The organism is Collimonas pratensis, from assembly GCF_001584185.1.
In the GTDB taxonomy this organism is placed as follows: Bacteria; Pseudomonadota; Gammaproteobacteria; order Burkholderiales; family Burkholderiaceae_D; genus Collimonas; species Collimonas pratensis.
On record NZ_CP013234.1, the window covers coordinates 1,546,974 to 1,564,021 of the forward strand.

The following is a 17,048-nucleotide window of genomic DNA, read 5'->3' on the forward strand; positions in this document are numbered from 1 at the left end:
TCATGGCGACGCTGTCTTCGTTTCGTGTGCTGGTGGTGCCCGGGCTGTATAACAGCAGCCCACAGCATTGGCAATCGCGCTGGCAGCGGCTGTATCCGCATTTCGAACGGGTCGAGCAGGAGCACTGGGATGCGCCAGTGCTGGAAGTCTGGTCGCAGCGCCTGCAGCAGCAGCTGCGCGGCAGCGACCAGCCGACGCTGGCGGTGGCGCACAGTTTCGGCTGCCTGACAACCATCCACAGCGCCTTGCACGACGTGCCCAACCTGGCCGGCGCACTGCTGGTGGCGCCGGCCGATCCGGACAAATTCGACGTCAGCGCAGAAGTCAAAGGACGCTTGCCGGTGCCGGCGATCGTGGTCGGCAGCCTCAACGATCCGTGGATGGAAAGCGGCCGCGCCCGTCAATGGGCCAAGACCTGGGGCGCAGATTACATCGACGCCGGCGCGCTGGGGCATATCAATGCCGAATCCAACCTGGGCGACTGGCTCTATGGCCAATCGCTATTGCAACGATTGGTTGCCCTCTCTGGCGAGTCGCAACAGCAAGCGCATAAGGCGCTTCCCATCGCTACCCGCTAATGTCATCCGGAGCAAAGTCATCTGGGGTCAGAGTCGACTTTCGCAGTGCTTTTTCGCGAAACTCGACTCTCGTATATTGAACCTACCGCGTCGCCATCGGATAATAAGGATGTAGAAGCGGCCGGGCAGAGTGATGCCGATTAGACTGAGTGCCATTGAGCACGTGGGTCAGATAGGCGCCTCTGCCTGTTTCATTTTATAAGTCCGAACGGTATCTTGGGCCATCGCCTGATGCGTAAGCCCGCATACGAGAAAGGTCAAAAATGGAAACGGTATGTGCAGTTGTTGGTATCGATGTGAGCAAGAAGAAGCTCGATATTGCCTTGCTGGTCAACGGCAAGACCAAGGCCAAGGTGGTGGAGAATTCCGCCGACGGATACAAATCACTCCTGGAGTGGCTAAGCAAGGCGAAAGTCGCTAAAGAAACGCTGCATGTCTGCATGGAGGCCACTGGGATTTATTATGAGCCGGTGGCATTGGCGCTGCATGACGCGGGAGTGAGCGTTAGCGTGGTCAATCCGGCCTGCATCAAAGGCTTCGGCCATAGTGAAAATATTCGCAACAAGAACGACACCGCCGATGCCGGCCTCATTGCGCGCTATTGTGCCGCCATGAAGCCGGCACCTTGGACGCCGCCACCGCTGGAACAGCGCCAGCTGCGGGCCTGGTCGCTGCGAGTACAAGCCTTAAAAGATATTCGCCAGCAGGAAGAAAATCGGCTTGAAGCCAACACCTTCACCGGCATGACCGACGTCGCCGACCATGTGAAGCAGCACATCGCCTGGCTAAGCGCCGAGATCAACAAGTTGGAGGACGACATCGATGATCACATTGATCGACATCCCGGCCTCAAGCATGACGCCGAGCTCATCACAAGCATCCCGGGCATCGGCACCACCACGGTGGCAAGAATCCTGGGTCAGTTAGGCGATATCCGCAGATTTGACAGTGCCAAGGCATTTGCCGCATTTCTCGGCGTAACCCCGAAACAACGCAGCTCCGGCACCTCCATCAAAGGTCGAACCATGATTAGCCGGGCAGGAAGCATGTCGATGCGAGCGGCGCTTTACATGCCTAGCTTGGTAGCATGTCGACACAACCCGCTACTACGTTGCTTTGCTGAACGGCTATTGGCCACCGGCATGGCGAAAAAAGCTGTGATCGGGGCCGTCATGCACAAAATGACACATCTGATTTACGGAGTGATCCGTACCGGCAAGCCCTTCGATCCAAATTATTTAACCAACGGGCTTGCTATTCAAGACGGTATCTGACCCCACATGACGGATTCGGAGAAAGACAGAACGCGCTACATGGTTTTGTTTTTCAGCGGTGAGGCATGTACTCCGTAGCCCGCTAAGTGGGGTCAGAGTGAAGTTTCTGCAAAAAGCCCGCAGAAAGTTCACTCTGACCCCAGTTAGCTACGATTGGTTGTCCTCTCTGGCGAGCCGCAACGGCAGGCGTATAAGGCGCTTCCCATCGCTACCCGCTAATCTGCAGAAACTGGATAAATTATCTGGGTCCGAGTCATCTGGGGTCGGGAGTCATCTGGGGTCAGAGTCGACTTTCGCGGTGCTTTTTCGCGAAACTCGACTCTGACCCCACATGACGGATTCGAAGAAAGACAGAACGCGCCATATGGTTTTGTTTTTCAGCGGTGAGGCATGTACTCCGTAGCCCGCTAGGTAGGGGCAGAGTGGAGTTTCTGCAAAAAGCGCGCAGAAAGTTCACTCTAACCCCAGTTAGCTGCGTATGTCAGGCGCGACAAAAAAGCAGGGAGACTAGGCGAACTCGCCGATCTGCTTGACCACCGCATTGCGCACCGAGCCACTGACCACGAACGACTGCGCCACCACGATATCGTTGTGAAACCAGCGGTCGCCTTCCAGGCAAGCCGGGATCTGGCGGCGGATTTCCTGGTAAGCCGCTTGCGTACCTTGACCCAGCACAAAGCCCGGCAGCAGGTCTTCCGTCATGGTCAGCGCCTGCGCCGCCAGCAGCATCTCGACGCCGATGATGTATTGCGTGTTGGCCACCACCGTGGCGGCCTTGCGCGCACACCACGTCGAGTTGGAGACGTGGTCTTCGCTGTTGCCCTTGGCCGGGATGCTGTCGACGCTGCCCGGCATGCACAGGGTGCGGTTTTCCATCACCAGCGAACTCATCGAACATTGCACCACCGGATAGCCGGTATTGACGCCGCGCACGCCGCTCATCAGGTTGCGTGGCAAGCCCCACGACAGGGTCGGATCGATCAGGCGGGCGATGCGGCGTTCGCAGATGCTGCCCAGATCGGCAATCGCGATTGCCAGCAAGTCCATCGCCTGCGCCAGGTACTGGCCGTGGAAATTGCCGCCGGAGATGATCTCGAAGCCGCCGCCTTCCGCTTCTTCTTTGCTGAAAATCAGCGGATTGTCGGTGGCAGAATTGATTTCCTTGTCGACGATGTTGTCGATATAGTCCAGCGCATCGAATACCGGGCCGTAGACTTGCGGTGAGCAGCGCAGCGAGTAGACGTCCTGGATGCGCGAGCTGTATGGAATATCGGTGCGGCGCGTTTCTTCCGGAAACTGCACCGAGCGCGCTTCGTGCGTCGTGCGGGTCGATCCCGACAGCAGCTTGCGGATGATGGCGGCGGTCTTGATCTGGCCGGCATGCGGACGGGCTTGCTGGATGCGGTGGTCGAACGCGGCCATTTCGGCGCGCATGGCTTCCAGCGTCAGGCCCAGCGACAAACAGGCGTCGCTCAACAGGTTGCGCGCATCGTGCGTCACCAGCACGGCCACCGCCAGCGAAGCGGTGCAGCCGTTGATCAGGGCTGATGCATCCTTGGCTTTCAAGTCAAACTTGACCGCGCCGACGCCGGACTTGGTGATCGCCTCAGGCGCGCTCATGCGCTGGCCCTGGTACATCACTTCGGCTTCGTCGAAACCGGCAATCGCTGCCGCCAGATAAGACAAGGGCGCGAGATCGCCGGAGGCGCCGACGGAACCCTTTTGCGGCATGATCGGATGGATGCCGGCATTCAGGAAAGCCAGCAGGCGGTCCACCACTTCCACCCGCGGCGCCGAGTAATTGCTGGCGAAGGCGTTGGCGCGCAACAGCATGGTGGCGCGGCTGACTTCTTCCGAGAACGGCTCGCCGAGGCCGGCGCAATGGGCCTTGATCAGCTGGGTCTGGAACAGTTCGATGTGCTCGACCTTGATGCGGGTATCTTTCAGCAGACCGACGCCGGTGTTGAAGCTGTACATCATCGGCGCTTCGTCGTGCATCCAGGTCGATTCGATGTAGTCGCGGCTTTCTTTCAGGGCGGCGCGTGAAGAGTCGGCCAGGGTCACCGGCAGGTGCGGCGCGCGGGCGACGTCGACGACTTGCTGCGCAGTCAGGTTGAAACCGTCGATGGTGATAGTGGTAGTAGTCATGTTGAGATCCAAAGTGGTCAGTTCTTAAAATTTTCGACAAAGCGGCTGAAGACCCGGGCGCCGAGCGCGGCGTCGGCGGCACTCATGATTTCATCCGGATGGTGGCTGATGCCGCCGTTGCCGCAGCGGACGAACAGCATGGCGACATCGGTGATGGCAGCCATCGCCATGGCGTCGTGGCCGGCGCCGGAAGGCAGGTGGCGCAGCGGCAGTGCGCATTCTTCCATCGCGCCGGCCAACTGCTGTTGCAGCCAGGGCGCACAGGGGACGCTGGCGGCTTCGTGGGTCTTGCGGGTTTGAATGACGACATGGCGGCGCGCGGCGACCTGTTCGATCTGCTGCAGCACATCGGCGACGGCAGCCTGGCGTAGCGCATCCTGTTCGGCCCGGATATCGATCGAGAACACGGCCTTGCCCGGCACCACATTGGCGGCGCCGTTCGGCACATTGAACTGGCCGACAGTGCCGACCAGTCCGCGCGTGCCGCTGCAGCGCTGTTCTATATACAAGCCGATTTCAGCCGCCGCCATGGCGGCATCGCGCCGCATTTCCATCGGCACCGTGCCGGCATGGCCGGCCAGGCCTTCGATTTCCACCATGAAGCGCGAGGCGCCGGAGATGGCGGTCACTACGCCCAGCGGCAAATCGTTATTCAGCAGCACCGGCCCTTGTTCGATATGCACTTCGACAAACGCCAGCACGGCGGCCGGCGCGTAAGCCGCCTTGCCCAGACCACTGGCGTGAAAGCCGGAAGCCGCCATGACATCGCGCATGCTCTGGCCGCTGTCATCCAGGTTGTCCAGCACGCTGAGGTCGAAAGTGCCGGCGGCGGCGCGGCTGCCGAGGAGGGTGGCTTTGAAACGCACGCCTTCTTCCTCAGCGAAGCCGATCACTTCCAGCGCAAAAGGGAAGCGCTTGCCGGCCGCATGCCACTGCCCGATGCAGGCGATCGGCAGCAGGATGCCGAGGTTGCCGTCGTATTTGCCGCCGTTGCGCACCGAATCGAAATGCGAGCCGGTGACCAGCGCCGGGGCGTCGGTCGTCAAGCCTTCATAGCGGCCGATGACATTGCCGGCCATGTCGCGCCGTACGCTCATGCCGGCGGCGCACATCCATTCCGCCAGCTGCGCCGCCGCCGCATGATGCGCCGCTGTCAGGTAGGTGCGGGTCAGCATGCCGGGCGCTTCGCTGTGCTGCGCCAGCGCGTCGGCCCAGGTCATGATCTGCGCGCCGCAGCTGTTCCAGGGTTCTTGCATGGTTGTCTCCTTGCTAATTGATGGTCTAGACCGTCGAGCGGGCTGTTGTTATTGGTTTTTTGCGATGATACACACAAACTAAGTTGAATTCAATTATTGCATACAATAAGTGAATGCATTATATTGAATCCGGGATGCAGGCTATTTCATCCAGGCCTGACAGACCAAAATTGGTATAAACCAAACAAAACAATCAGGAGACAGACGTGCGGCGCTTTTATAAATCACTGTTTGGCCAGGTGCTGATAGCACTTGTGATCGGTATTGCGGTTGGGGTGCTGTTCCCCAAATTCGGAGAGAGCCTGAAGCCGTTGGGGGATGGCTTCATCAAGCTGGTCAAGATGATCATTCCCATGATCGTGTTCTGCGTCGTGGTGCATGGCATCTACGGTGCGGGCGAGCTGAAGAAGGTGGGGCGGGTCGGCCTCAAGGCGCTGATCTACTTTGAAGTGGTGACTACCGTTGCGCTGGTGCTGGGACTGCTGCTGGCATTCGTGTTCCATCCCGGCACCGGCATGAACATCAACCCGGATACGCTCGACGCCAATGCCTTGTCCAGCTATGTCGAGACCGCCAAGCAGGTGAAGGGCACCGGTTTCGCCGACTTCGTCATGAAGATCATCCCGAGCACCGTGGTCAGCGCCTTCACTTCCGGCGATGTGCTGCAAGTGCTGCTGTTCTCCATCATTTTCGGTTCGGCCCTGTCGCTCATCGGTGAAAAAGCGGCGCCCATCGTCATCATCGTGCACAGTATGTCGGAAGCCTTCTTCAAGTGCATGTCCTTCATCATCCGCTTGGCGCCGCTGGGCGTGTTCGGCGCGATCGCCTTCACGGTCGGCAAGTATGGCGTCGGTTCGCTGCAGCAGCTGGGCTTCCTGGTGCTGCTGTATTTCTTCGCGGTGGTGATCTTCGTGTTTGCGATACTCGGCACCATCCTGCGCCTGGCCGGCTTCAGCATCTTCAAGCTGATCAAGTACCTGCGTGCGGAACTGCTGGTAGTGCTGGCTACGGCATCTTCGGACAGCGTGCTGCCGCAGATCATGCGCAAGCTGGAATACATGGGCATCAAGGGTTCCACCGTCGGCCTGGTGATCCCGACCGGCTATTCCTTCAATCTGGATGCCTTTTCCATCTACCTGACCCTGGCCGCGGTGTTCATTGCGCAAGCCACCAATACGCCGCTGTCGATCACCGATCTGCTGGCGATCCTGGCGGTGGCCCTGATTACCTCGAAAGGCGCGCACGGCGTGCCGGGCTCAGCCATCGTGATCCTGGCGGCGACCTTGTCGGCGATTCCGGCGATCCCGGTGGTCGGGCTGGTGCTGGTGCTGTCGATCGACTGGTTCATGGGGATCGCCCGCGCACTCGGCAACCTGCTCGGCAACTGCGTCGCCACAGTGGTGGTGGCAGTGTGGGAAAAGGATATCGACCGCGCCCGCGCACATGCGGTGCTGAACGGCGCCCGGCCGCCGCTGGAGGACGAGCTGCCGGCGCCGCTGCAGGCGGTGGGCGACAGCCGGCCGGCATAGACGGCAGGACAGCCGGCGGCGCTTGCCGCCGGCCGCAGCGGATTCTTATTTTTATAATATAAGGTGTCGCATAGTACAATTTTGTTCTTTAGAACCACGCTTCAAGGAAATCGAGAACATGAGCCTGTCATCCAGCCCACCCGGCGCCGACAGTTCTGACGATATCGCCGCCGACATCACGACGGCGATTGCCGAGCAGCGCCTGCCGCCCGGCACCAAGCTGCGGGAAGAAGCGCTGGCGCGCCTGTATTCCGTCAGCCGCACCAAGATCCGCGCGGCGCTGGTGATGCTGGCCAAGGACAAGCTGATCGACCTGGTGCCCGACAAGGGCGCTTTCGTCAGTCGCCCGACCGAAGAAGAAGCGCGCCAGATCTTTTTCGTGCGGCGCGTACTGGAAGCCGCGCTGGTGCGCGAATTCGTCGCCAAGGCTACGGCTGCCGATTATGCAACGCTGGAACAGCACTTGCAGCAGGAGCGCGAGGCGCTGTCCAAGGAAAACCCGCAGATCCGTTCGCGCCTGCTGAGCGATTTCCACATCCTGCTGGCGCGCGCCGTCGGCAACCAGGTGCTGACCGACGTTCTCACCAAGCTGGCCGGCCGCAGCTCCCTGATCACCATGCTCTACCAGTCCACCCGCGATGCCGCCTGTTCCTCCGATGAACACGTGGAATTCCTGCAGGCGGCGAAGTCCGGCGATGCCGACAAAGCGGTGGAGCTGATGCTGCATCACTTGCATCATGTCGAGAAGGCGTTGCAGTTCGAAATACCGCCGTCTGATGGCAAGAAGGACTTCGTCAAGGCGTTGCTGGCCTAGTACTACCGCAGCATCCAATCCCCTGCAGTTAACCATCCAGATAAAAGGATATCCATGCGCCGTGGCTTTGCGATTTTTTGTTTTCTGATGACGGCAGGGCAGGCACAGGCAGTTGACTCAAGCGCCATTCAACGCATGACGGATGTCGCGCATTTGTGGAGCGATGTCAAATGGCTCAGCCCGGCGCTGGCCAGCGGCGAGATCGACTGGGACCAGGCGCTGGTCGACGCTTTGCCGAAAGTGGAAGCGGCAAGCACGCCGGCGGCGTTTCAGGATGCGGTGACGGCCTTGATGAAGCCGCTGCATGATCCGGCGTTTCAGATTTTCACCATAGACGAACCCAATTATGTCAGCGAGGAGAGCTCGCAGGAAATGGTGGAATGGCTCCCTGGCGATGTCGCGCTACTCCATCTGCATCGTCTTAGCAGCATGCGGGTGACCACCGGCGAGCTGCATTTTGAAGCGGTGACGGCGCAGCTGGCTGCCCGCGCCAAAGGCTTGATCATTGACCTGCGGCCGACCAGGGAAAGCGCCAGCTATGGCTATGGTGCGGAATTTCCAGACGAATTGATTGCCAATTTCATCGATCAGCCTTTGCTGCTGCCCTCGAACCGGTATCGCTATCACACTGGTTTCCAGCCGGAGATAGGGATTACCAGCGGCATGTATTTTTCTGCCAGCCTGATGCTGCAGACCTCGCGCCTGATGCCGGTGAAGGGCGGCCATGCCATACCAATGGTTTTTATCGTCAATCAGTCGAACCGGGTGCCTCTTTCGGCGCTAGCTCTGCAGCGTGCCGGCAAGGCCTGGATCCTGGCGGAAGGCCAGGCGTCCGCCGCCTGGGCAGTGCCTGTCAGGGCGATCACGCTTGACGATGACGGCAAAACCGGCATGAACTACAGCGTAGGCGAACTGATATTTCCAGATGGCGCCAGCGGCTTTGGTGTCGACGCCAGCGTGGCGCCGGATAGCGCCTCGGGCGCCGGCAGTCCGGCGGCCAAGGCTGCGCTGAAACTGATCAGAAGCGGTGTCAGACCGGGCAGCGCAACGGTATACGCGAAGACAGCGGCGATGCCGGTGCGGCAGCTCGTGTCGCTTTCCTCCGAGCTCAGGTTCCCGAGTTTGCCCTGGCGCCAGCTTGCCGTGATCAAGCTGTGGTCGACCATGGATAAATTCTTTCCTTACCTGGCGTATGCGGATCGTCCGTGGGACGATGCCTTGCCTGAATTCCTTGCGCGCATGAAGACGGTAAGCAATAGCCGCGGGTACGCCCAGGCGCTGGCGGAAATGGCCGCGAAGCTGGATGACAGCCACGTCTGGATCCAAGGCCCTGAGCGTGCTTCCCTGTATGGCGAGGCACCGGCTGGCGTGCGTTTGGCCAGCGTTGAAAATCGCATCGCGATTGTGGAAATAACGGATCAGGAACTGCAAAAGAATGCGCAAGTGAAAGTCGGGGACGTGGTGCTGGCGGTTGATGGCGAAGACATTTCGCAACGTATCAGCGAGCTGAAAAAAATCACCAGCGGCTCGACCGAGGCAGCGCGCCTGCGCGACGTCCTTCCCAACCTGCTTGCCGGCGCGAATGGCAGCGTGGCGAAAGTGCTGATCGAAGATGCCGGCGGCGTTCGGCACGAAGTAATGCTGCCCCGTTCCGACGCCTTTTGGAAATTCTGGAAGGCCAGGCGTAGCGGCGCGATCTTCAAGATCCTGCCGGGGAATATCGGCTATGCCGATCTTGACCGGCTGGCGCTGAAAGATGTCGACGCCATGTTCGACGCTTTCAAGCAGACGGATGGCCTGATCCTGGATATGCGCGGTTACCCGAACGGTACGCTGTGGCGAATTGCCGCCAGGCTGAACGTCAAGGGTGCGCAGTTCGGTGCGAATTTTTCGCGGCGGATCGCGACCGCCTTGCCGTCGGAGCAGGGTAGTCTCAATACCTTCCGGCAGTCCGTGCCGAAATCCGACAAGCCGCTGTACAAGGGCAAAGTGGTGATGCTGATCGATCAAAGTACGCAGAGCCAGGCCGAGCACAGCGGTCTTTTCTTCGAGGCCGCCACGGCCATTACCTTTATCGGCAGCCCCAGCGCCGGGGCCGACGGCGACCTCACCAAGCTGGTTCTTCCCGGCGCCATTTCGGTGTCGTTTTCCGGCCAGGAAGTACGCCACGCCGACGGCCGCCAGCTGCAGCGGGTCGGCCTGCAACCCGATATCAAGGTCGTGCCTACCCTGGACGGCATCCGGACTGGCCGCGACGAGGTACTGGAACGGGCGCAGGCATTCCTGCAAGCGCGCTGACGTTCGCGCGCCGTCTAGGCGACCCCGACTAGGCGTCCCCGTCATTCCCGCGTTCGCGGGAATGACGGGCCGACGAGGCGGGGTGGCCTAGACGGGGAGGCGGAGCGGAGGGGGCTTACATCTGCTTGAACAGATGGATGAAGCTGCGGCTTACCTCTAGTTTCTCGGTATGCCCTTTGACCAGCACCTGATGGCGGCCGCGCATGTCGCGTGTGATGCCGTCGATGGCGTTGACGTTGACCAGCGTGGCGCGGTGGATCTGCCAGAACAGGTCGGGGTCGAGTTCTTCCGCCAGGTCGCGCACCGGCTTGCGGATTAGCGCTTCGTAAGTGGCGGTCTGGACGCTGGTGTATTTTTCATCGGAGCGGAAAAACAGGATTTCCTGCACCGGGATCAGGCGTAGCTGCTGGCCGATGCTGGCCTGTATCCATTGCAGGTACACCGGCTTGGTGGCGATCCCCATCTGCTTGGCCAGCTGGGTCAGCATCGAGCTCATGTCGGTCGGCGCGGCGCTGGTGCTCAGGCGTGCCTTGAGGCGTGTCACGGTCAAGGCCAGGCGCTCCGCTTCGGCCGGTTTCAGGATGTAGTCGACGGCGCCGTGTTCGAACGCTTCAATCGCGTATTCGTCGTAGGCGGTGATGAAAACGATATGGCTTTTGCCGCCGATTTCCTGCGCTGCCTGCAAGCCGGTCTTGCCAGGCATGCGGATGTCGAGAAAGGTGAAGTCAGGTTCCAGCTGGTCGACCAGTTCGATGGCTTCATCGCCATTCTTGGCTTCGCCGAGGATTTCCAGTTCCGGCCACGCCTGGCTCAGGCGCAGGCGGATCTGATCGCGCATCAGGCGCTCGTCATCGGCAATGATTGCAGTAGGCATAGGCGAATTCTAAGGATTTAGCGTTTTTTGACTGAGCCCGAACCCATGATGCTGGAGCGCACCTGCGGGTCGCCCATATAGGATACATCACCGGAGCCGGCGGTGGATACCGACAGCTGCTTGCTGGCATACACGTGGGCGTCGCCGCTGCCGACGATCGAGACATGGGTGCTTTCCGCCATCAGGTCGAAGCCGTCGTAGTCGCCGCTGCCGGCGATCGAGACGCGCAGGTCGCGGGTCCTGCCCTTGACCTTGATATCGCCGGCGCCGGCGATGGAAGCATTGACGTTAGGCGCATTCAGCTCGCCGCTGACGGTGCCGGAGCCGGCGATCGAGATCTTGATGGTGTCTTTCGCGCTCAACTTGCCGAGCACCTTGAGATCGCCCGAGCCGAAGATGCTGAGGCCGTTGACGTCCGGCGCGGTGAGGTAAACGTTGACGTTGGTGTTGTGGAACATCCTGCTGCCGCCTGAGATGACGCGCAGCACGGAGCCGCTGACATCCAGCCGGACCTGGGATGCGCCGTTGCCTTCGGCTTCGATCACGGCCGGCTTGGCCGGCCCCTGGGTCAGGTAGACATTCACTGCATCCATGATTTCCACCTGCTGGAAACTGTCTACCTGGCGTTCGGTCTTGTTCACGTCTGCAGCCACGCTAGGGCTGCAGCTGAGCAATGGGATCATTGCGGCAGTAGCCAGTGCAAAAAAGAAGGCAAAGCGTGAGGGCGATTTCATAGTTGTGTTCCTGTTACTTCTGTGGCGAATTTGAGTCTTGTGCCGGCGCTTTCTTGCCGTTGCCGACGACCTGGTAAGGTACTTCAATCGTCGAGCATACGCCGCTCGGTGTGTTGGGCGCGATCTCCAGCTGGGCGGCGTTGCCGTGCAACAGTTTGAGGCGATCACGGATACTTTGCAATCCCAGCCCGGTGCCGTTGCTGGCGACGGCGCCGAAACCGAGGCCGTCATCGGTCACGCTGACGCGCAGTTTATTGTCGGCGACTTCTGCCTTGATGCGCAAGGTGCCGCCGTCGGTCTTGCTTTCCAGGCCGTGCTTGATGGCGTTTTCCGCCAGCGATTGCAGCATCATCGGCGGGAAGGCGGCGCTGCGCAGGCCATCGGAAACCTGGATGTCCACGGTCAGGCGTTCTTCCATGCGCATCTTCAGCAAGTCCAGGTAAGCCCGCACGATGTCGACTTCGCGGCCGAGCGTGGTGACGGTAGCGGTTTCGCGCATTTGCGGCAGCACGGCGCGCAGATACTGGATCAAGCGTTTTTGCATGGCCGAGGCGCGTGGCGGATCGGTTTCGATCAGGTAATCGACCGAGGCCAGGGTGTTGAACAGGAAGTGCGGCTCGACCTGGGCCTGGATCATCTGCATCTTGGCTTCCGATACTTCGCGCTGCAGGTTGGCGTGCTCGGCGGCGGCGTTGGCTGCCTGGGCCCGCGCTTCGGCGCGCTTTTTGCCGCCCATCAAAGCCTTGGTGCCGAACAGACCGATCAGTAGCAGCAGCACAAAATTCACGAACCATTCCGACGACTTCTTCTGATAGCGGGCAACCTGCTGCTCGGCTTTTTCGGCGGCCGCTTCATGAATCGCGGCGACGGCGTCGTTGATGGCCTGGTTGACGTCCTGGGCTGCGTCCGGCGGTAGCTTCAGGTCCAGGCTGGCGGCGTTCGGAGCGGTCGGTGCGGCCGGCGCCGCCGGTGGTGCGGGCGGCTCCTTGTGTTCCTGCTTGGCGTCGGACGCGGCCGACGCAGTCTTGCCGGCGGCTTCGTTGTCGCTATCTTCATCCATCGGCCCAGGGCTCGCTGGGGACGAGGCCGGTGTGCTGGCTGCATCGCTGCTGTCGTCGTAGGTATAAGCCTTGATATGGACACCGCTGCCATCGATGCGGATATCGGCATTGCCCGGACCGGCTTTGCTCGGCTTGGAGGGCGGTTTTCTGTCATGTCGGCTGACGCGGTCGATGATCACCACGTCGTCATTCGAAGAGAACAGCGTTTCTTGCAAGATGCTGGCGCCGATCATGACCAGTATCGCGAACAGGAAAAACTTCCACCATGAGAGTTGCGTCACCCAGCTCGCTATCTTGTCGAAACTCTGCGACAGGTAAGCTGTGGCAGTGGAAGTATTTTTCTTCAGCGAGTCGAGCGATTCAGGAGTCATAGAGTGGCAAACCAGGTTGTGCGGCAACTTTCAAAGTTGCCGCCATTTTAAACGGAACGGACCCAGCAGTCTGGCCGTTTTGCTACGGAATTCGGTGTCAAAGCGCGCTGAGCGCTGCGGTCGCGGTACTGGCGTTTTTCTTACGTGCTATTTTCTTCATGTTCAGGGCGCGGTCTTGCGCGGCATACATGGCTTTTTCTTCTGGCGTCAGGCGTTTGCCGACGATAACGATGGGCGGCATCAGCAGCGGGATGTCGTCTGCCTTGGCGACGGTTTGCTTGGCTGCGCAGGCGGCGGCCATGGCTGGTACTGCGCTTACGCTCAAGGTCGCTAACAAGGTGACGGCGACCAGTAATTTTGATGACGTGTTCATTTGCATTCTCCGGGTGTGGATCTGCGACTAAACGATGCCTAAGCGATGCCTAAGTAGCAGATAAAGGTCTTAAATGACTGCTTTCTTGTGATTGCTTTCGCCTTGCGCCAGTACGGCTTTCTGATCGCGGCTGAGACGCTTGCCGATGATGGTGATGGTCGGCAGGCTGTCATCCTGCTGTGCCAGGGCCAGCTTTTCTTGCGCTGTCAGGCGCTTGCCGACGATGGTCACGGTTGCCAGCAGGTCGCTGTGGACTGGGCGCTTGCCGATGATGGTGATGGTTGGCAGTGTCGAGACTTCAGCTTGCTGTGGCGCTGCCTGTGCCGAACTGACGCCGAAAGCCAGGGTAGCGATGGACAGGGCGGCGATCAGGGTTTTGTTTGCTGTGTTCATTTGTATTCTCCGGTAAGTGACTGAGTGACTGATTTAGTTGGCTAACGTTGTTGCATGTCGTCACTTTAGGGAGGGGCAGGACAAGTCGCCAGCTGCTTGCGACAAGTTGCAGGAAATGCGGGACAGAATACAAAAAAGCGGGACTGGACTGCATCGGATTTATTGCTCTTTCGGCGGCCAGAACTGCCGCTAGCCCCGCAAAAGGCGGTTTTACGGGGAAATCACCATTCTTTTTACTTGCCTTGAGAGCAATGAAGAAAGAGTTGAATGGGGGATATTCGGTATTTCCCTTATGCAAATTGATTCTATGCACATGCAAAAAAGTTCGTTCTCTTTATAACAAACCGATGCGAATATCATCGTTCTTTAGCCGTATTTGTAATAAGAGGACGATGCATGACCGCCGCCGCTTTTCCCGTTAACAGCCTTGCCAGCAAGCCCGCCGCACCGTTTCGCGTGATGCCCGGGTTTCGCCTGTCGCTCGGGTTTACGCTGTTCTACCTGGCGCTGATCGTACTGATCCCCTTGTCGGCCGTATTCCTCAAAACCTTCACCCTGAGCTGGGATGGCTTCATTTCCGCCGTCACGTCGCCGCGGGTGATGGCTTCCTATCGCCTGACTTTCGGCGCCTCTCTATTAGCAGCGCTGCTGAATGCCTTCTTCGGCGGCATCGTGGCCTGGGTCCTGGTGCGCTACGAATTCCCCGGCAAGAAGCTGATCGACGCCCTGGTCGACCTGCCGTTTGCCTTGCCGACAGCAGTAGCCGGCATCGCCCTGACCGCGCTGTATTCCAGCAACGGCTGGATCGGCCAGTACCTGGAGCCGCTCGGCATCAAGGTCGCATTTACGCCGCTGGGTGTACTGGTGGCGCTGACCTTCATCGGCCTGCCGTTCGTGGTGCGCACCGTGCAGCCGGTGCTGGAAGATGCCGAGAAAGAGCTGGAAGAAGCGGCCGCCAGCCTCGGCGCCAATCACTGGCAGACTTTTACCCGGGTGATCTTTCCAACGGTCTTCCCGGCCTTGCTGACCGGCTTCGCCTTGTCTTTCGCTCGCGCCACCGGCGAATACGGCTCGGTGATCTTCATCGCCGGCAACATGCCGATGGTGTCGGAGATTACTCCGCTGTTCATCATTACCAAACTGGAGCAGTACGATTATGCCGGCGCCACGGCAATCGCTGTTGTCATGCTGACAGCATCGTTCCTGTTGCTGCTGGCGATTAATGTATTGCAAGCCTGGACCCGCAAGCGCGGCCAGTCCACAGGAGCCTGACGTGAGCGCCACCGCCAGTAATTTCAATCCGGCTGCTGTCAATGCAACGGCGTCCGCAACCAGGCCGCAACCGCGCGGCGAACCGATCCACGTGCCGAATGCAACGCTGGAGCCGTTGTGGGTACGCGCATTGCTGATGACCGTGGCGCTGCTGTTCCTCACCCTGTTCCTGGTGGTGCCGCTGCTGTCGGTATTTGCCGAAGCCTTCAAGAAAGGCTGGGAAGCTTATCTGGCCGCGATCATCGAACCGGATGCGGTCAGCGCCATCAAGCTGACCTTGCTGACGGCGGCGATAGCCGTGCCGCTCAACCTGGTGTTCGGCATCGCAGCTTCCTGGACTATCGCCAAGTTTGAATTCCGTGGCAAGAACATCTTGCTGACCCTGATTGATCTGCCGTTCTCAGTGTCGCCGGTGATTTCCGGCCTGATCTATGTCTTGCTGTTCGGCGCCCAAGGCTGGTTTGGCCCATGGCTGCGAGAACACGACATCAAGATTCTGTTTGCCGTGCCGGGCATCGTGCTGGCGACCGTGTTCGTGACCTTTCCGTTTGTCGCCCGCGAACTGATTCCGCTGATGCAGGCACAGGGCAGCGAAGAGGAAGAGGCGGCACTGGTGCTGGGCGCTTCCGGCTGGAAGACTTTCCGCCATGTGACGCTGCCGAATATCAAGTGGGGGCTGCTGTACGGCGTGATCTTGTGCAATGCGCGCGCCATGGGCGAGTTCGGCGCGGTCTCGGTGGTGTCCGGCCATATCCGCGGCGAGACCAACACCATCCCCTTGCAGGTTGAGATCTTGTACAACGAATATAACTTTCAGGCCGCTTTCGCGGTGGCTTCATTGCTGGCGTTCCTGGCGCTGCTGACGCTGGCGCTGAAATCGTTCATCGAATGGCGTTTGCGGGAAACGGTGCCGTTGCGGCATCAGCCACTGAGTCAGCCACTGCATCAGCCGGCACAACCATCAGGACAGGAGCAGGCATGAGCATCCAGGTAAGCAACATCAACAAGCGTTTCGGCGAATTTGTCGCCCTCAACAATGTGTCGCTGGAATTCCCGACCGGCGAACTGACCGCGCTGCTGGGACCGTCCGGTTGCGGCAAGACCACCTTGCTGCGGATTATCGCCGGCCTCGAAGGGCAGGACAGCGGCCAGGTCTTGCTGGAAGGCGAAGATGCTTCTGCCCGCCATGTGCGTGAGCGCCAGGTCGGCTTTGTGTTCCAGCATTACGCCTTGTTCAAGCACATGACCGTCTTTGAAAACATCGCCTTTGGCCTGCGCGTCAAGCCGCGCGCCCAGCGCCCAAGCGAAAGCGTGATCCGCGAAAAGGTCACGCGCCTGCTGGAGCTGGTGCAGCTGGACTGGCTGGCCGACCGCTACCCGCCGCAGCTGTCCGGCGGCCAGCGCCAGCGTATCGCCCTGGCGCGCGCGTTGGCGGTGGAGCCGCGCGTACTGCTGCTGGACGAACCGTTCGGTGCGCTCGATGCCAAGGTGCGCAAGGAACTGCGGCGCTGGCTGCGGCGCTTGCACGACGAACTGCATGTCACCAGCATCTTCGTCACCCACGACCAGGAAGAAGCGCTGGAGGTGGCGGACCAGATCGTGCTGATGAACAAGGGTAACGTGGAGCAGACAGGCGCGCCGCAGCAGGTCTACGACAATCCGGCTTCGCCTTTTGTGTATGGCTTCCTGGGCAACGTCAACCTGTTCCATGGGCGAGTGCACCAGGGCGTGCTGGACAGCGGCGGCATGCGTTTCGCCGCGCCCGACCATGCCGAGGCCGACGATGTGCAAGGCATCGGCTATGTGCGGCCGCATGATCTGGAGATCGACCGCTACAGCGCCGGCGGCGAGGGCATCGTAGTGCAGCTCAAGCGCGCCCACGCCATCGGCCCGCTGGCGCAGCTGGAGTTGCAGCGCAGCGACAGCAGCGCCAATGACAACGGCGACGCCGGCCTGATCGAAGCCGTGATTTCCAGCGAACGCTTCCAGCAACTCAATTTGAAAGATGGCGAAACCCTGCTGGTGCGTCCGCGCCGCCTGCAGGTGTTCGTCGATCAGCCTTCCATCCGCTAA

The 17,048-nt window shown here is 60.1% G+C and carries 15 protein-coding genes; 8 read left to right on the forward strand and 7 right to left on the reverse strand.

Translation table 11 applies throughout. The annotated features are described in order from the left end of the window. The first annotated feature begins 2 nt into the window (after positions 1–2). Together CPter91_RS07050 and CPter91_RS07055 are read left to right on the forward strand one after the other, a co-directional pair. Positions 3–578 carry an RBBP9/YdeN family alpha/beta hydrolase gene (locus CPter91_RS07050; protein WP_061938801.1) on the forward strand — a complete coding sequence of 192 codons (576 nt, stop codon included), beginning with the start codon at positions 3–5 and terminating at the stop codon, positions 576–578. Positions 579–841: 263 nt separating this feature from the next. Further along, complete coding sequence (locus CPter91_RS07055; protein WP_061938804.1) at positions 842–1,852, forward strand: IS110 family RNA-guided transposase; 1,011 nt, start codon at positions 842–844, stop codon at positions 1,850–1,852. A gap of 507 nt (positions 1,853–2,359) precedes the next feature. Here the strand turns inward: CPter91_RS07055 and CPter91_RS07060 are convergent. Then, a complete protein-coding gene (locus tag CPter91_RS07060) occupies positions 2,360–4,000 on the reverse strand; it encodes an HAL/PAL/TAL family ammonia-lyase (protein ID WP_061938807.1) in 1,641 nt (546 codons plus the stop codon). A 17-nt stretch (positions 4,001–4,017) separates the two neighbouring features. After that, positions 4,018–5,256, reverse strand: a complete 1,239-nt coding sequence (locus CPter91_RS07065) for an allantoate amidohydrolase (RefSeq protein ID WP_061938810.1) — start codon at positions 5,254–5,256, stop codon at positions 4,018–4,020. A 206-nt stretch (positions 5,257–5,462) separates the two neighbouring features. On the opposite strand from CPter91_RS07065, the gene CPter91_RS07070 reads away from it, so the two are divergent. The 3 genes from CPter91_RS07070 to CPter91_RS07080 all read left to right on the forward strand — a co-directional run bounded on the left by CPter91_RS07070 (position 5,463) and on the right by CPter91_RS07080 (position 9,897). Then, positions 5,463–6,785, forward strand: coding sequence for a C4-dicarboxylate transporter DctA (locus CPter91_RS07070; protein ID WP_061938813.1), 1,323 nt, complete (start codon positions 5,463–5,465; stop codon positions 6,783–6,785). A 118-nt stretch (positions 6,786–6,903) separates the two neighbouring features. Continuing rightward, complete coding sequence (locus CPter91_RS07075) at positions 6,904–7,599, forward strand: GntR family transcriptional regulator (protein ID WP_061938816.1); 696 nt, start codon at positions 6,904–6,906, stop codon at positions 7,597–7,599. A gap of 54 nt (positions 7,600–7,653) precedes the next feature. Continuing rightward, a complete protein-coding gene (locus CPter91_RS07080; protein WP_082792664.1) occupies positions 7,654–9,897 on the forward strand; it encodes a S41 family peptidase in 2,244 nt (747 codons plus the stop codon). 115 nt (positions 9,898–10,012) lie between these two features. Here CPter91_RS07080 and CPter91_RS07085 read toward each other — a convergent pair whose 3' ends face one another. The 5 genes from CPter91_RS07085 to CPter91_RS07105 all read right to left on the reverse strand — a co-directional run bounded on the left by CPter91_RS07085 (position 10,013) and on the right by CPter91_RS07105 (position 13,703). After that, entirely contained in the window at positions 10,013–10,771 is a 759-nt protein-coding gene (locus tag CPter91_RS07085; RefSeq protein WP_061938823.1) for a LytR/AlgR family response regulator transcription factor, read from the reverse strand. A gap of 17 nt (positions 10,772–10,788) precedes the next feature. Continuing rightward, the gene (locus CPter91_RS07090; protein WP_061938826.1) at positions 10,789–11,505 is read right to left on the reverse strand and encodes a head GIN domain-containing protein; all 717 of its coding nucleotides are present in this window, start codon (positions 11,503–11,505) and stop codon (positions 10,789–10,791) included. Between the two features lie 13 nt (positions 11,506–11,518). After that, entirely contained in the window at positions 11,519–12,937 is a 1,419-nt protein-coding gene (locus tag CPter91_RS07095) for a sensor histidine kinase (protein WP_061938829.1), read from the reverse strand. 97 nt (positions 12,938–13,034) lie between these two features. Beyond that, positions 13,035–13,310, reverse strand: a complete 276-nt coding sequence (locus CPter91_RS07100; RefSeq protein ID WP_150119641.1) for a hypothetical protein — start codon at positions 13,308–13,310, stop codon at positions 13,035–13,037. Between the two features lie 69 nt (positions 13,311–13,379). Then, entirely contained in the window at positions 13,380–13,703 is a 324-nt protein-coding gene (locus CPter91_RS07105) for a hypothetical protein (RefSeq protein WP_061938835.1), read from the reverse strand. 396 nt (positions 13,704–14,099) lie between these two features. On the opposite strand from CPter91_RS07105, the gene cysT reads away from it, so the two are divergent. The 3 genes from cysT to CPter91_RS07120 all read left to right on the forward strand — a co-directional run bounded on the left by cysT (position 14,100) and on the right by CPter91_RS07120 (position 17,048). Continuing rightward, on the forward strand, positions 14,100–14,975 hold the full coding sequence (gene cysT / locus CPter91_RS07110; RefSeq protein ID WP_061938837.1) for a sulfate ABC transporter permease subunit CysT: 876 nt from the start codon (positions 14,100–14,102) through the stop codon (positions 14,973–14,975). Between the two features lie 136 nt (positions 14,976–15,111). Next, entirely contained in the window at positions 15,112–15,957 is an 846-nt protein-coding gene (cysW, locus tag CPter91_RS07115) for a sulfate ABC transporter permease subunit CysW (RefSeq protein WP_061945934.1), read from the forward strand. Then, positions 15,954–17,048 carry a sulfate/molybdate ABC transporter ATP-binding protein gene (locus tag CPter91_RS07120; RefSeq protein WP_061938840.1) on the forward strand — a complete coding sequence of 365 codons (1,095 nt, stop codon included), beginning with the start codon at positions 15,954–15,956 and terminating at the stop codon, positions 17,046–17,048. The genes cysW and CPter91_RS07120 overlap by 4 nt, the downstream gene beginning before the upstream one ends.

Coding starts and splice junctions, on each gene's coding strand:
- CPter91_RS07050 (WP_061938801.1), top strand. CDS start 3: ATGGCGACGCTGTCTTCGTTTCGTGTGCTGGTGGTGCCCGGGCTGTAT.
- CPter91_RS07055 (WP_061938804.1), top strand. CDS start 842: ATGGAAACGGTATGTGCAGTTGTTGGTATCGATGTGAGCAAGAAGAAG.
- CPter91_RS07060 (WP_061938807.1), bottom strand. CDS start 4,000: ATGACTACTACCACTATCACCATCGACGGTTTCAACCTGACTGCGCAG.
- CPter91_RS07065 (WP_061938810.1), bottom strand. CDS start 5,256: ATGCAAGAACCCTGGAACAGCTGCGGCGCGCAGATCATGACCTGGGCC.
- CPter91_RS07075 (WP_061938816.1), top strand. CDS start 6,904: ATGAGCCTGTCATCCAGCCCACCCGGCGCCGACAGTTCTGACGATATC.
- CPter91_RS07080 (WP_082792664.1), top strand. CDS start 7,654: ATGCGCCGTGGCTTTGCGATTTTTTGTTTTCTGATGACGGCAGGGCAG.
- CPter91_RS07085 (WP_061938823.1), bottom strand. CDS start 10,771: ATGCCTACTGCAATCATTGCCGATGACGAGCGCCTGATGCGCGATCAG.
- CPter91_RS07090 (WP_061938826.1), bottom strand. CDS start 11,505: ATGAAATCGCCCTCACGCTTTGCCTTCTTTTTTGCACTGGCTACTGCC.
- CPter91_RS07095 (WP_061938829.1), bottom strand. CDS start 12,937: ATGACTCCTGAATCGCTCGACTCGCTGAAGAAAAATACTTCCACTGCC.
- CPter91_RS07100 (WP_150119641.1), bottom strand. CDS start 13,310: ATGAACACGTCATCAAAATTACTGGTCGCCGTCACCTTGTTAGCGACC.
- CPter91_RS07105 (WP_061938835.1), bottom strand. CDS start 13,703: ATGAACACAGCAAACAAAACCCTGATCGCCGCCCTGTCCATCGCTACC.
- cysT (WP_061938837.1), top strand. CDS start 14,100: ATGACCGCCGCCGCTTTTCCCGTTAACAGCCTTGCCAGCAAGCCCGCC.
- cysW (WP_061945934.1), top strand. CDS start 15,112: ATGACCGTGGCGCTGCTGTTCCTCACCCTGTTCCTGGTGGTGCCGCTG.
- CPter91_RS07120 (WP_061938840.1), top strand. CDS start 15,954: ATGAGCATCCAGGTAAGCAACATCAACAAGCGTTTCGGCGAATTTGTC.